A 15,545-nucleotide genomic window follows, 5' to 3' on the forward strand; every position below is an offset into this window, starting at 1 on the left:
GCCGCCGCCGCGAAGCCGGCCGCGCCGCCCGCGAAGCCGGCCGCGCCCGCGCCCGCCCCGAAGCCGGCCGCGCCGAAGCCGAACATCGTGACGATCATCGCGCCGCCCCCGAAGGCGAGCGGCGGCCCGAAGGCGTCTGCGCCGAAGCCGGCGCTGACGGCGAAGGAAGCCCTCGCCGCGAAGGCGAAGGCCGCGCAGGCGAAGGGCAAGGCCCCGGCGCAGCCCGCGAAGGCGGAAGGCGCCGCGGAGGCCCCGGCGGCCGCAGCGGCCCCGGCGTTCGAGGCGGCCGATTTGTCGGCCGGCTGGGATACGGCCGTGGAGGCCGCGCGCAAGGCGGGCGATCGCAGCGGAGCGCTCGTGGACGCGTGGCTCGCGGGCTCGAACGTGGAGGCAATCGCAGCCGTGGCCGACGCAGACGACGCGCCGGGCGTCGCGCGCAAGGCCGCGCGTCGCGCGATCAACATCCTGAAGTCGCGCGGGACGGCGATCCCGACGCGGCCGCGGGTGGCGCGCGTGGACACGCGGGCCGAGGTGGCGCTCGAAGCGACGTTCCTGCCGCCCGACGGCAGCGGGACGTCGGCCATCTCGATCACGAGCCGCGACGCGAGCGGTCGCTATCACCTGGCCGAGGTGATCGTGAGGGACCCGATCGGCATCCTGAACGCGGGCAGCGCGTGGATGAGCGGCTCGCAGCTCAAGGAGGGCCGCAACCGCGCGCTCGAAGGGCTCGGCGTGTCGCCGGCGCCCGTGCCCGTGGAGTGGGCGCGTCATCGGATCGCCACGGCGCGGAAGCAAAACGCGACGTCGGGGCAGATCGTGCCGCTCGGGTTCGAGGGCTGTCGCGAGCTCGTCGAGCCGTGCCCCGAGGCCGAGCCGGCGCATCCGGTGGCCGATCTCGAAGCGGAGGTCACGAGCGAGATCGCCTGGGCGCGCGCGCCCGGGTCGGCGACGCTGCACGAGGAGCCGGAGTTCCGGTCGTGGCTGCCCGATCGCGGGAGCCTGGAGGAGCTGCTCCAGCGGCTCGGCCAGCGGCTCGGGCCGGAGGGCGTGCGGGATCCGCAGGCCGTGAACGAGGCGCTGCGCGAGGAGATCGCGAGCGCGACGGATCGCTTCTTCTCGCCGGAGGCGCGCGCGGTCGTCGCGACGCGGATGCGAGACGCGGCGATCTCGGTGCGCTCGCGAAAGGGGAGCGACCGCGCGACGGACGTGCTCGCGGTGGCGCGCGCGGTGAAAGAGGCGGGGCTCATCACGTCGCCGCCGAACGAGATCCCCTTCCTGCTGGGCTTCTTCCAGAAGGGGATCAACGTGCTCGCGCATCAGGGCGGCGGCTCGCTGCGGATCCCGATGGCGCCGATGGCGCCGCAGGCGCAGCAGGCTGCTCCCGCTGAGGGAACGCAGGAAGCCTCGACCTGATCACGGCATCATGAAACGGGGGCCGGTCGTTGCGATCGGCCCCTTTTTCATTTCAATCGACCCACGGCGCTTTCGCGTCACCCATCCCCACATGACGCCGAAACGCGAGGTGCAACGCTCGCGTGTTCGGGCCCGGTTTGCCGCTGCCGATCGGCGCGCCGTCGACCACGACGACCGGCAAGAGCTCTCGCAAGCTCGACGACAGGAACACCTCGTCCGCCGCGCGCACGTCGTCGGGCACGAGCGGACGTAGCTCGACGGAGAGGCCCGCTTCGTCGGCGATCGCGAGGATGTGCGCGCGCGTGATGCCCGCGAGGATCCCCGCCTCCTCGGGCGGCGTGATCAGGGTTCGTCCCCGCACCACGAAAACGTTGGAGGTCGTACCTTCGACGATCTGCCCCGCGGTGTTGATGATGAGCGCCTCATGCGCGCCGACGTCACACGCCTTGCGGATCGCGAGCACGCTGGCGAGGTAGTTGCCGACCTTGGCGCCATGCGCGGCATCACAGGCGCGCTCGGTGCGATGCGTGATGACGGCGACGCCGTCGCGGTACATCGCCGCCGGGAGGAGCTTCAGCGGCTCGACGAGGATGACACGCAGCGGATGCGCGGCGAGGCGCGGATCGAGGCCGAGCGGGCCGGTGCCACGCGTGAGCGTGGCGCGCACGTAACTCTCGGGGTTCGCCGCGGCCGCGAGGGCACGCTCGATCTCGGCGGCGAACGCGGCCCGATCGATCGGCATGGGGATCGCGACCTGCGCAGCCGATCGTTCGAGGCGCTGCACGTGCTCGTCGAGCGCGAAGGGGCGTCCGCCGTAGGTGCGGATGGTCTCGAAGACGCTGTCGCCGTAGAGGAAGCCGCGGTCGTAGACCGAGACCTTGGCGTCCTCGGGCGCGTGAATCACTCCGTCGATGCAGGCGATGCGGCTCATGGTCGTCACCGCGGAGCGTGTCACGGATCGGCGCCGAGCGCGCGCAGGGCGGCCTCGCGAGCGGCGTCGATCGCGCGCGCGAGGGTCGTGGTGTCGAGGCCGCGTGGATCGAGCGGCGCGCCGAGCGCGACGGCGACACGCGAGAAGGGGCGCGGGATCTCGAACCGATCCCACGTCCGCGCGAGGACCCACGCAGAGGAGCAAGCCGATGCGAGAGGCACGACGAGGCCGCCGCCGAGCTGCGCCGCGAGGATCGCGCCGACACGATCACCGTCGCCACGCACGACGCCGCGTGGTCCGCGTGGTCCATCCACGGCGAAGGCCGCGTCATGACCGTGGCGCATGCGACGAACGATGCCCTTGAGGCCCATGGCGCCGCCGCGCGAGGACGAACCACGCTCGACGACGAGGCCGAGGGATCCGAGCGCGCCGGTCTGGATCTCGCCGTCGTCGGAGAGGCTGACGAGCACGGAGGTGCGGCGACGCTTGGGCCAGCGGTGCAGCGCGAACTGCTGACCGTGCCAGAAGGCGAGCACCCAGGGGGTGCCGTCGGTTCCGTCGAGATCGGGGTGCGTGAGGAGGGAGAAGCGGACGGTGCGGAGAAGAACGCGGGCGACGAGCCCCACAGCGTGGCCGAGGGCTCGTCGCCGCGTATTCGACGTTTGGGGGCTACGCCCGAGCAAGTCGGGCTTCGCCCCCAAACCCCCGGCGCTCACTTCTTCAGCTTGGCGAGCAGCTCCTTCGCGGGCGCGAAGTTCTTGTCGGCGTCGATCGCGCGATCGAGCTGCTGGATCGCCTTCTTGTCGTCGCCCTGCGCGTGGAGGATCCGGCCGATGTAGTAGAAGGCCGCGGCCTTCGAGATCGGCGAGTTCTCGTCGAGCTTCTGCAGGAGCAGCGCGCGGAAGGTCTTCTGCGCGCGCTCGAAGTGCGCGTCGCGCCCCGCCTTCTCCTCCGTGGCCTCGCCGAGCTCCATCGAGAGCACGCCGAGGTCGCGCAGGATCGCGATCGAACCCGGATCGATCTTGAACGCGATGTCGAGGTCCGCGAGCGCCTTGTCCTTGTCGCCTTCGGCGAGGTACGCCTTGGCGAGTCGGTGATGGATCGTCGCGAGCTCCTTCGAGCGACGGCCGCCGTACGACTCCACGATCTTCTGCAGCACCTCCGCGGCCTGCTTGCCGCGGCCCGAGGCGCTGTAGGCGTCGCAGAGCGCGAGGAGCAGCTCCCGATCGCCGGGCGCGAGCTCCGAGGCCTTCACGAGCAGGTCCGCCGCGGCGCCCGGATCGTTCCGCTTGCCGAGGTGGATCTCCGCGGCCTTCCGGAAGAGCTGCACCTTCTGGCCCGACTCGGTCGCGGCCTCGGCGTCGCCCTTCACGAGGTCGGCGAGCTCGGCCCACGCCTGCTGCTTCTCGTAGAGCGCGTGCAGCTTCTTGCGGATGTCCGCGGCGCGCTCGTCGGCCTTGAGGCCGGCTTCGAGGACGCGACGGACCGCCGCCTCGTCCTTGAGCGCCGTGTACAGATCCGCGAGGCGGAGCGACGTCTTGACGGCCTCTTCGCCGCTGGCGGAGGAGAGCACCGTTTCGAGCGCCTTGGCCGCCTCGGCCTTGTCGCCCTTCTTCTCGTAGAGCCGCGCGAGCGAGAGCAGCGCGCCCTTGTGGCTGCCGTCGCGCTCGAGCACCGCCTTGTACGTCTCGATCGCCTTCGGGACGTTGTTCAGGCGGTTCTCGAAGACCTCACCGAGGCGCACGCTGTAGACGAGCTCCGCGGAGAGATCGCCGCGCTCCTTCGCGAGGTCGATCTGCGTGTTGAGCAGCTCCGCCAGCTCGTCATCGCGGCCCGTCTTCTCGAGGAGCTGCGAGAGGAGCAGCGTGGCCTGCTCGTGCGTGCGCTCCTCGTCGAGGATCGCGCGCAGGTGCTCCATCGCCTCGCTCGTCGCGTCGAGCTTCTCGATGCAGATCCGGGCGCTCTCGAGGCGCAGCGTGGCGCGCGCGGAAGGCGTCTCCGCGAGGTCCACGAGGCGCGAGAGGACGTTCAGGAGCTCCTTGTGCTTGCCCGCCTTCGCATAGAGCTCGCGCAGCGCGTCGGAGGCCTTCGCGTCGTTCGGCTCGTCCTCGAAGATCTGGCTGTAGAGGTCGAGGGCCTTCTTGTCGTCCGAGAGTTTCTCCCGAGCGACCGAGGCCGCGCGGTGCTTGAGGTCCCGGATCTTCTCGCCCTCGGCCGCGAGCTCGGCCTGACGCACGAGGAGATCGAAGACCTCCTTCGCGTCGCCGGCCTTGTCGCGCACCTTCGTGAGCTCCGCGAGCGCCCACGCGTCGCTGTCGTCGGCCTTGATCATGTCGCGGAGGATCGCCTCGCTGAGCGCGTCGTCCGCAAGCACGCCTTCGGCCAGGCCCTTCGCCTCGCGGCGCAGGTCGGAGGCGAGGTGGCCGAGGCCGTCGAGCCCGGCGAGGCGGCGCAGCGTGCCCACGAGGTCACGCTCGCGGCCGGCCGCGCGCTGCAGGCCCTCGATGTTGCGCAGGATCGTCTCGCTCGTCGGGTCGTGCTTGAGCGCCTGTTCGAGCGCGCGTTCGGCAGCGGCGTTGTCGGCGAGCTTGTCCTTGCGCCACTCGGCGATGCGCATCCACAGGTCGCGCGCCGAATCCGTCGAGAGATCGCTCTTCTCGGACACGGCCTTTTCCAGCGCGTCCGCGGCGCCCGCCCACCCGCCCGTGATCGGGGCGAGGCGTTCGAGCTCGGCGAGCACGTCGACGTCGGCCGGGTCGTCCTTGAGCGCGGCTTCGAGCGCGCTCTGGGCCGCCTTCGGATCGCCGGAGCGATCTTCGAGGACCTTGGCGAGATCGAGCCGGAGCCGCACGCGCTCGGTGGGCGTTGCGACGAACCCGATGCGCTTCTCGTAGAGCTTCGCGAGCGCCGCGTGATCGCCCTGCGACTTGTAGACGTTCTCGAGGGCCTCGGCGGCCTCCTCGAAGAGCGACCGCTCGTCGGTGAGCTTCTCGAGCGCCTCGCGCGAGGGCCCGTGATCGGGCGCCCGCTCGAGGGCTTGCTTCAGCGTCGCGAGGCCCTGCGACTTCTCGCCGAACGCCTCGATCTGGATCGTGGCGAGCCGGTGTTGGAAGTTCGCCTGCTCGCGCTCGTTGGAGATCGCGGACACGCGGCGTTCGAGGACGTCGGCGAGCGCCTTGTTGTCCCCGAGCCGCGAGTAGAGACGATCGAGGGCTTCGAGCAGCGCGGGCTCGTCGCCGGCTTGCTCGACCGCCTTCGCGTACGCCTCGACGCTGCGACGATCGTCCTTGAGCTTCTCCTCGGCGATGCGACCGACGCGGAGCCAGAGGTCCTTCGCGATGACCGCGTCGAACGTCGCCGCCGCGCGCTGCGAGAGGGCGTCGCAGTACCGGCCGAAGCCCTCGGAGCGCTCGGCGAGCCGCTCGATCTCGGCGTGGAGCTCGGGATCGTCCGGCGTGTCTTCGAGCGCGCGGAGCAGCGCGCCCTCGGCGGCCAGGGGCTTGCCGAGCTTCTCGTCCTCGACGATCGCGATCGCGCGGAGCGTGCGGGCGCGGTCGCTGCCCTCGGTCTGCGCCTTGAGGCGCATCTCGAGGACGCCGACGAGCTCCTCCCAGCGCGAGGCCGCGCGGAGGACGGGCTCGAGGGCGTCGGCCGCGTCGAGGCGCAGCTCCTCGCGACCCTCGCCGATCGCGCGGATCGCCTTGATCGCGTGATCGTTCGTGGCGTCGTCGTCGAGCACCAGGCGGTAGTGTTCGAGCGCGTCCTGCGGGCTCGCGAGCTCGGCGGCGTAGAGGTCGCCGATCGCGGTCCGCAGTTTGACGCGTGCTTCACGCGTATCCGCCGTGCTCGCCTGGAGCTTCAGGTTGTCGAGCAGCTCGTCCCACATCTTCTCGGCGCGGTAGAGCCGCTCGAGCGAGGCGAGGACCGCCGCGTCCGAGGGCCGCGCGTCGAGCGCCGCGTTGAGCGCGTTGATCGCCTCTCGACGGTTGTCGAGCGACTTCTCGTAACGCTCGGCCGCGCGCACGTTGAGGTCGTATCGGAGGTCAGCCTCGCCCGAGCCCGCGAGCTCCACGCGACGCGCGTAGAGCTCGACGAGGCGCTGGGCTGCGTCACGCGGCTCGTACAGCGGGATGAGCGCGTCGACCGTGACCGTGCTCTCCGGATCGAGCTCGAGGGCGCGCTCGTACGCCTTGATGGCGCCCTCCTCGTCGTCGAGCATCTGCAGCTTCGTCTCGGCGATCCGGCGCCAGATGGCCGCGTTCTCGTCGTCCGACGCGAGCTCGCTCTTCTTCTCGAGGACCGCGATCAGGGTCTGCCAGTCGGAGAGCAGCATCGACAGCACGTCGATCGCCTCGAGCGGATCCCGCTCGCTCGGATCGAGCTCGCTGAGCCTCCGGTAGGCGCCGAGGGCACGCCGCGGATCGTCGACCTTGTCGTCGTAGACCTTGGCCACCGCGAGCAAGAGCTCGCGCTTCACCACGTCGTCCGTCGTCTTCTCGATGCCCTGCTCGTAGCTCTCGCAGAGCCGCTCCCAGGCGCCGAGCATGGTCGCGAGGCGCTCGAGCTCGGCCCGCGTCTGTCCGTCCTCGGGATCGAGGGCGAAGGCGGCGCGCATCGAGCGGAAGGCGAGGCTCTTGTCGTTGCCACGCGTCTCCCAGAGCTGCGCGGTCTCGCGCAGCACGGCGACCTTCTCGTGCACCTCGCTCGCGAGGTGGTAGCGCTCCTCGTTCAGCTTCACGAGCAGGCGCCAGTCGTCGCTGCGCTCGTAAAGCGGGCGGAGGATCTCCACCACGCGCGCCTTGTGCTCGTCGTCGCGCGTGAGGGCTTCGAGCTCCTTGATCGCCTCCTGGTGCCAGGGCACGTCGGAGACGATCGCTTCGAGCTGATCGATCGCGGCCGACGTGTCCTTGATCTTGTCGCGGAGCAGCCGCGCCAGCGCGAGGCGGTACGGCGCGCCGGCCTCGCCGTTCGCCGCGGCCTCGGCGCGCCGCAGGTAGAGGTCGGCGAGGTCCTGATCACGGCCGAGCTCCGCGTAGAGCTCGGTCAGCGCGTCGAGCGCGCGCGCGTCGGACTCGTCGACGTCGAGGGCCGCCCGGTACGTCTCGATCGACTTCTCGGGCTGCTTGAGCTCGATCCGTTCGAGGCGCGCGATCGTGTGCAGCGCGTCGAGCCGCTCCTTGTCGTAGCGGTAGTCGAGCGACGAGCGGTAGAGCTCGACGCGCTCCTCGTGGCGGCGCTCCTTCATGAGCAGGCCGTCGATCGCCGAGAACAGCTCGCGCGACTCCGGCTCGAACTCGTGCGCGCGCCGGTACCACTTGAGCGCGCTCGTGACGTCGTTCAGGTCCGCGTAGATCTCGCCCGTCCGGCGGCAGAGCTTGGCGCTCTGCGCGTCGTCGACCGTGATCTCGGTGAGCTCGGCCGAGTAGATCTCGGCGAGCCTCCGCTCTGCGCTCGCCACCTTCGCGAGGCGCTCGAGCTCGTGCCACACGCCCTCGTCGCCGAGGTCCTCGTGCAGGAGCTTCGCCACCGTCTCGAGGGCGGCCTTGTAGTCCTCGAGCTGCTCCTCGTGCAGCGTCGCCAGGCGCGTGAGCAGATCGCGCCGCTCCGACGGGTCCTCGCTCGCGGCGAGCCGCGCGTCGAGGGCCATCTTCACGCGCGCCCAGTCGGCACGGCGGAGGTAGACCGGCTCCAGCATCTCGCCCGCGCGCGCCCGGTGCGCCGGGTTCTCCGACGCTTCGAGCAGCGCTTCGAGCTCGCCCACCGCGCCCACGTGCGCCGCGTCGATCACGAGCGCCTCGGCGAGCTCGTCGAACGCGCGGGACACGTCCTCGAGCCGCTCGTGCGCGACCTTCGCGATCTTCACGCGGAGCTCGGCCGGCGTCCCCACCGCTCCGTCGAGCTGACGCTCGTAGAGCTTGATGAGGTCCTCCCAGCGCTTCGACTCCTTGTAGAGCGTCTCCAGCGCGTCGATCGCCTTCGGGTTCAGCTCGACGTCGAGCAGCGCCTCGTACGTCTCGATCGCGCCCGTCGGATCCTTCAGCGCGTCGCGCTGCAGCTCCGCCTGGCGGAAGAGGAGGCGCTTCTTCTCGACGTCGTCCTCGGCGTTCTCCACCCGCTGGCGGAGGATCTCGAGGAGGTTCGGCGCGTCGTTCGCCTCGCCGTAGAGCTCCTCGAGGGCGATCATCGCGCGGCGATCGTCGCTCCTCGCTTCGAGCGCGTTCTTGTACCACTCGACCGCGAGCGCCTTGTCGTCGAGCTTCGTCCGGGCGAGCTCGCCGACGCGGAGCCGCACGTCCTGCTGCACGTCGCCGTCGAGGATCGAGTCCACGACCGAGCGGTAGAGCTCGGAGAGCTCCGCCCACCGACCCGTCGCCTTCGCGAGGCGCTCGACCGTCTCGATCCACTGCGCGACCTCGGGCTCACCCGCGGCCTCGCGCACGCCGCGCACCGCGTACCCGAAGGCCCGGCCCGTGTCGCCGAGCGGACCTTCCGCCGTGCGCAGCGCGCTCTGCAGGTTCGAGAGCCGCTCGCCCGTGCTGTCCGCCGTCTCCACCTCGATCTCGAGGACGCGGAGCAGCTTCTCGCTGTCGCCGTCGGCCTCGTAGAGCGGATGCAGCGTCTCGGCCGCGTCGCGCCGCGCCTCGGGATCCTCGAGCAGGGCTTCGAGCGCGCTCCTGCAGCGCGCGTTCGCCGGATCGAGGACGAGCGCCTGACGGTACGCGTCGAGCGCGCCCGGCAGATCACTCTGGTGCAGGCGCCGCACGTCGCCGAGCCGCGCGAACAGATCGAGCCGCTCGTCGAGCTCGGTCGCGAGCGACAGGTGCACGTCGAGCGTGTCGGCGAGATCCGACCACCGCTCGGCCTTCTCGTAGAGCGCTTCGAGCGCCGAGAGCGTGGCCGGCTCGGGGCCGAACTCGTCGGAGACGTTGCGCCAGCCGCTGATCGCGCCGGACACGTCGTCGAGCTTGCTCGCGAGTGTCTCGGCCGCGCGCACCATCGTCCGCTTGCGCTCGGTCGCGTCGTTCGAGAGCGTCTGCCGCGCTTCCAGGATGGAGACGAGCTCGCGCCACTCGCCCGTGCGCTCGTAGAGGCGCTCGAGCGCGGAGAGCGCTTCGAGGTCCTCCGGATCGTCGGACATACGCGCGCGCCAGGCCCCGATCGCCTTGTCGGGCGCTTCGAGCACCGACTCGTACACCTCGCCGATGCGGCGGTAGAGGCTGCGACGCTTCTCGAGGTCCTCTTCGAGGCGCACCTCGATGCCGAGCACCTCGGCGAGCGCCTCGTGCTTGCCCTTGCCCGTGTAGATGCCGGCGAGCGCCTGCGCCGCCGGGATCACCAGGTTCGGATCGGTCTCGTCGATCGAGAGCACGCGCCGGTAGACCTTCTCGGCTCGATCCAGGTCGCCCAGCATGTCCGCGCAGATCTCCGCGACGACCATGAGGATCTCGCCCTGCGTCGGCGGCGTGCTGCACGCGTCGGCGGCCGCCGTGAGGACGGTCGCCATCTTCTCGTGCTCGGCGAGTCTGCGACCGATGTCGACGAAGCGCTCGCGCACGACCGCGTCGTCGGGCTCGAGCGGCACGAGCTCGCTCAACGTGGCGAACGCGCCCGCGTCGTCGCGCAGACGGTCGTCGCGCAGCGTGCTCACGCGGCGCAGAAGCTCGCGACGCTCGTGCTCCTCCTGCGCGCCTTCGCGCCGGATCTCGAGCACACGCACGAGCTGACGCACCTCGTCGCGCGCCTCGTACACGACCTCCAGCACGCGCGCGGCGCGCAGGCGCAGGCTGCCCACTTCGAGCAGGCGCTCGACGAGCTGGCGCGCCTCCGTGTCACCCGGACGTTGCTCGAGCACGCGCTCGAGGTGCTCGAGCGACAGCGCAGGCTCGTGCAGGCGGTCGAGGTAGATCCGCCCGAGGCTCAGCTTGATGTCGGCCGCTTCCTCGTCGGTCGCCGTCTCGAGCCGTCGCTCGAGCAGCGCCGCGAGGTCCTTCCATCGCCCCTCGCGCTCGTAGAGCCTCTGCAGCGCGTCGAGCGCCGGCTCGTAGAACGAGTCGAGCGTGAGGATGCGCTCGTAGTAGCGGATGGCCTTCGCCGCATCGCTCATGATCTCCTCGGCGATCACGGCGACGTCGTTGAGCAGCGAGATCCGCGTCGGTTGATCCGGCGTGCCCTGCGCGGCCTTGTCGTAGAGCGCTTCGAGCTCGCCCCACCGCTCCGCGTTGGTCAGGATCTGCTTCAGGCGCGAGAAGGCGCGCTCGTTCGTCGGGTCCACCGCGAGCACGCGATCGAGGTAGGGCATCGCCCCCTCGGGATCGCCGAGCTGCTCGTCGTGCAGCATCGCCGCGCGCTCGCAGAGCTCGATCTCCACGTCGTCGGGCAGCTTCTTCTCGCTCTCGGCGCTCCGCGCCGTGACGAGGTGCGTCCGGTACGCCTCGGCGAGGTCCGTCGGGCGACCCGCCCGCGCGGCGAGCTCGGAGGCGCGGTCCCACACCGTGAGCTCGCTCGAGAACTCGTTCAGCGCGCCGAGCACGACGTCGAGCGCCGTGCCCACCGCGCGGAGCTTCTGCTCGTTGACGTCCGCGAGCCGGAGGAAGAGCGCGAGCCGCGTGGCCGTGTCGGTCTCCGACTCGAGCAGCACCTTGATCGCGTGCGCCTCGCGGCGCGCGTCGCCCGTCTCGGCGTACTCGATCGACAGGACCTGCGCCGCCTGCGCGCGCGTCTCGGGTTTGTCGAGCAGCCGCGCGAGGATCCCCACCGCATCCGTATCGTGCGGCAGGATCTCGAGCGCGCGCACCGCCGCGTCGAACGCGTCCACCGGTCGTTCGAGCTTCTCCAGGTACAGCGTCGCGAGCTCGACCTCGCACTGCCCGCGTTGCTCGCCCTCGGACACGTCGCGATGACGCGCCACGATCTCGGCGCCCGCGGCCGCCTCGCCCGCCGCGATGAGCAGGCGCGAGAGAGCGCGGAGTGCCTCGCCGCGCGCCGGCGTCACCTCGACGACCTTGTGCAGGAGCTCGATCGCCTTCGCGTTGTCGCCGAAGACCTCCTCTTCGAGCGTCGCCCACTCTTCGAGGATCTCGGCGCGAGCCTCGCCCTCGACCTGATCGGCGCGCAGCTGGAAGAGCCAGCGCAGGTCGTCCTTCTTCTCGTTCGCGCGGAGCAGCGCGTCGAGCTCGCGGATCGTCTCCTCGTCGGTCGGATCCGCCTCGACGAGCTCGCGGTACGTCGCCGCGGCCTCGTCCACCTTGCCGAGCTCGCGCGCGTACACCTCCGCGAGCCGCAGCTTCAGCGCGCGCCGCGTCTCGCCGTCGAGATCCGCGTCGCGCTTGAGCCGCGCCTCGACGGCCTCGACGAACGGACCCCACGAGCTCGCCGCGCGCGACCACGCTTCGAGCAGGGACAGCCCGTCCTCGCTCGCGTCGAGCTCGTAGGCGCGCCGCGCGTAGCCGAGCGCCTTCTGCTTGTCCGCGAGCGGCCCGCCCGTCACCGCGGCGAGCTTGCGCAGCATCGAGACCTGCTCCTCCACGTCTTGCGTGGCGCCGAGCAGGATCTCGTAGAGCGCGGGCAGCCGCCCCCACTTCTCTTCCTTCTCGTAGATCGGCACGAGCGCTGCCGCCGCGCGCGCGTCGGAGGGCGACACGCTGAGGACGCGCTCGTACGAACGCACGGCCCGCTCGGGCGCGCCGAGCTGCTCCTCGTAGATCCGCGCCGCGCGGAACGAGATGTCGAGCTTGACGTTCGGCTCGGTCGCCTTGTCCGCCGCGCCCGAGAGGAACTCGACGAGTCCCTCCCAGTCGTTCTGCGACGCGTAGAGCTCTTCGAGCCCGTCCCAGTCGCCCGACGCCACGTACGACTCACGCAGCACGCGGAGCGCGCGCGCGTGCCCCGGCGAGAGCACGAGCACGCGACGCCACGTGCGCGCCGCCGCCACCGGATCCTTCAGCCGCTCCGCGTACACCGCGCCGAGCTTCTGCAGCGCGTTGAGCCGACCGGCGTCGTCCGTCGCCGCGTCCACGCGCCGCTCGAGCACCTCGGCCACCGTCGCGAAATCCTTGTCGCGCTCTGCTTGCTTCTCCAGCGCGTCGAGCACGCCGGGCGCCTGGGCGTCGAGCTCCAGGATCTGCTTGTAGTGCGCGATCGCGTCCGCGCCGCGATCGAGGCGCTCGGCCGCGAGCTTCGCCATCTCGCCGAGCAGCTCGATGCGCGCCGCGTCCTCCGTCCTCGGGAGCTGCGCCTCGTAGAGCGCGTAGAGCTGCGCCCACGAGCGCCGCTTCAGGTAGAGCTCCTTCAGCCGCGACTCGGCCTCTTCATCGCCCGGCGCCACCGCGAGCAGCGACTCGTAGGCCGACACCGCGTTCTGGACGTTCGAGAACTGATCGACCCAGCGGCGCGCCACCGCGCGGTAGAGGTTTGCCTTCTCCGCGTCGCTCGTCGAGAGCTCGGCGAGCTTCTGCTGGTAAGCGAGCAGGTCACGCCAGCGACCCAGCGTCTCGTAGACCCGCGTCAGCTCACGCACCGCGTCGATGTCCCGCTCGTCGAGCTGCACGATCTGCGTGAGCGCCGTGACGAGCGCCGCGTCGTTCTTCGCGCGGTCGCGGTAGACCGAAGCGATGTCGCGCAGCACCTGGATGCGACCCTGCACGTCGGTCTGCGGCGTGCGCTCGAGCTCCTGCCGGTAGAGCTCGACGAGGGCGTTGTAGCCCTCCGTCTGCATGTAGAGACGCTTCAGCGCATCGCGCGCGTCGCGGTTGTCCGGGTCCGTGCGCAGGATGTTCTTGTACTGATCGATCGCCTTGTGCGCGTTCTCGGTCGACTCGGCGAGCTTGGCGAGCTCCGAGGCGATCGCGCGTTTGTCGGCCCCGTCGGGCAGCGCGCGCTGCGCGTCGGTGAGGATCGCGTAGAGCCGCGCCTTGTCGCCCTTGGCGAGCAGGTGTTCCCGGAAAAACGACAGCATGCCGGCGTGCGTCGGATCGGCGCGACGCACGCGATCGAAGTACGCCTCCGCCGCCTGCGGCTGACCGCGCATGCGCCAGTGCACCATGCCGATCTGGATGAGCACGCCGAGCTCCTCGCCCGGCTTCACGCCGCCGCCCTTGAGCTGATCCTCGTAGAGCGCGACGAGCTCGTCCCATTGCTCGTTCGAGGTGAAATGGTCGGCGAGGAACGCGAGCGCGTCCGACTGACCGGGCTGCATGTCGAGCACCTGCGCGAAGGCGTCGCGGGCGCGGTTCTTGTCGCCGAGCTTCTCCGCCGCGACGCGCCCGAGCTTGAGCCCTGCCGCGATGCGATCGTCCTTCGTCGCGCCCTCGCGCAGCGTGAACGAGAGCGCCCGCGTCACGCCGTCCCAGTCGGCGACCTTCGCGCTCGCGCGCTCGAGTAGCCGCGTCGCGCGGCTGTTCTTCGGGTCGAGCGCGAGCGCGAGACCGATGAGCTCGTCGATCCGATCACGCGCCTCGCCGTGCCCGTACCGGAGCGCCATGTCCGCCGCGCTCGCGAGCAGCGAGCTCTTGAACGCGGGGCCGTCCGCGTTCTCGGACTCGGCCACGTAGCGGTCGACGATCTCGCTCCACCGCTCGCGCTTCGCCGCGTCGCTCTCCAGCGCCTCGGCGGCGGCCTCGTCATCCGGCCGGAGCTCGAGCAGGCGCTCGTACGCGGCTCGTGCCTTGTCGGCATCGACGAGCTCCTCGTTGTAGATGCGCGCGAGCTCCGCCTGCATCGGCGGCTCGACGGGCGTCCCCGAGGCAAACGAGATCTCCAGCTCGAGGAGCTTGGCGACCGCGCCCCATTCTTTCCGCTCCTCTTGCTTGGCCCGCGCGAGCCCCAGGAGACGCTCCACGTCGTTCGTCGACGTGTCGGGGGCCGTCACTGCCTCCGAGAGATCGTTCCAGGCCGCCTCGTTCTCGGGATCGGACTGCAGGACCCCGAGGGCCACGCGAATTTTCTCAACGCTCATCGTTACCCCGGTCGGCGAAGCTCAACGACACGATCATCCGGTCACCCATACGCTGCACCTCGACGTGCAGCGTGGGCTCCTTGGACCAGACAGCTCGTCCTTCTCCCGCCATGCGTCACGAGAGAAGGATCCTCGTATTTATTTGACGCGAGCCGACTCTACGCTGCATTCGACCGGCGTATCAAGGTGCCGTTTCCATCCCGGCCCGGCCGTCCGCTCGCGGCGCGGCAAACCCGCGGGAAAGCTCCCATCCTCCCCCGGTGCGTCCTCGGCCGTTCCACGCGGCCGCACCTTGGGCTATCAAGCGGGCCCATGAACGCTTCCTCCGTGAAACGGATTGGTGTCATCGGCGCTGGCCAGATGGGCCGCGGCATCGCGCAGGTCGCCGCCGCAGCCGGGATCGAGGTCGTCCTCTGCGACGCCTCCCTGGAGATCGCGGACAAGGGCAAGTCGCTGATCGGCAGTATCCTCGGAAAGCTCGTAGAAAAAGGGAAGTTGTCGGCCGACGATCATCGTGCATTGCTCGATCGCATCGTCCCTGCCGGCAGCATGACCGCCTTCTCGTCGGTCGAGCTCGCCGTCGAGGCCGCGACGGAGAACGTCGACATCAAGCTCGACCTCTTCTGCAAGGCCGACGCCGCGCTCGCGCCGGGCGCGATCCTCGCCTCGAACACCTCGTCCATCTCGATCACGCGCCTCGCCGCCGCGACGTCTCGGCCCGAGCGGGTCATCGGCATGCACTTCATGAACCCCGTCCCGCTCATGAAGCTCGTCGAGATCGTGCGTGGCGTGCAGACCTCGCCGGAGACCTACGCGCTCGTCCACGAGCTCTCGGTTCGTCTCGGCAAGACCGTGATCACCTCCGAGGATCGACCGGGCTTTCTGGTCAACCGCATGTTGATCCCCTTCCTCAACGAGGCTTGTTTCACCTTGCAGGAAGGCGTGGGCAGCCCCGAGGACATCGACACGGGCGCGAAGCTCGGCCTGAACCACCCGATGGGCCCGCTCGAGCTCGCGGACCTCATCGGCCTCGACACGGTCCTCGCGATCGCGGAGGTGCTCCACAAGGACCTCGGCGAGGACAAGTACCGCCCCGCCGCGCTCCTGCGGAACCTCGTCGCGGCCGGCTGGCTCGGCAAGAAGAGCGGCCGCGGCTTCTACGTGTACGACGAGAAGGGCCAGAAGACGAAAAGCAGTCTCGCCCGCTAACCCCTCGTCAAGCCCCCTCTCCCGCGGGAGAGGGGGTTT

At 70.5% G+C, this 15,545-nt stretch carries 4 protein-coding genes and 1 pseudogene; 2 read left to right on the forward strand and 3 right to left on the reverse strand.

The annotated features are described in order from the left end of the window. Window positions 1-1,413 (forward strand): annotated as a pseudogene (locus QHF83_RS00005) (hypothetical protein); the annotation flags it as partial. A gap of 52 nt (window positions 1,414-1,465) precedes the next feature. Here the strand turns inward: QHF83_RS00005 and QHF83_RS00010 are convergent. The 3 genes from QHF83_RS00010 to QHF83_RS00020 all read right to left on the reverse strand — a co-directional run bounded on the left by QHF83_RS00010 (window position 1,466) and on the right by QHF83_RS00020 (window position 14,297). Next, the gene (locus QHF83_RS00010; RefSeq protein WP_282415635.1) at window positions 1,466-2,344 is read right to left on the reverse strand and encodes an aminotransferase class IV; all 879 of its coding nucleotides are present in this window, start codon (window positions 2,342-2,344) and stop codon (window positions 1,466-1,468) included. 20 nt (window positions 2,345-2,364) lie between these two features. After that, the gene (locus QHF83_RS00015) at window positions 2,365-2,970 is read right to left on the reverse strand and encodes a DUF374 domain-containing protein (RefSeq protein ID WP_282415636.1); all 606 of its coding nucleotides are present in this window, start codon (window positions 2,968-2,970) and stop codon (window positions 2,365-2,367) included. Between the two features lie 86 nt (window positions 2,971-3,056). Next, the gene (locus QHF83_RS00020) at window positions 3,057-14,297 is read right to left on the reverse strand and encodes a tetratricopeptide repeat protein (protein ID WP_282415637.1); all 11,241 of its coding nucleotides are present in this window, start codon (window positions 14,295-14,297) and stop codon (window positions 3,057-3,059) included. 312 nt (window positions 14,298-14,609) lie between these two features. Here QHF83_RS00020 and QHF83_RS00025 point away from each other — a divergent pair, with 312 nt between their 5' ends. Beyond that, entirely contained in the window at window positions 14,610-15,506 is an 897-nt protein-coding gene (locus tag QHF83_RS00025; RefSeq protein ID WP_282415638.1) for a 3-hydroxyacyl-CoA dehydrogenase NAD-binding domain-containing protein, read from the forward strand. The last annotated feature ends 39 nt before the right edge of the window (window positions 15,507-15,545 follow it).

Origin of the sequence: Polyangium sp. 15x6 (genome assembly GCF_029960785.1) — a bacterium.
Lineage (GTDB): Bacteria > Myxococcota_A > Polyangia > Polyangiales > Polyangiaceae > Polyangium.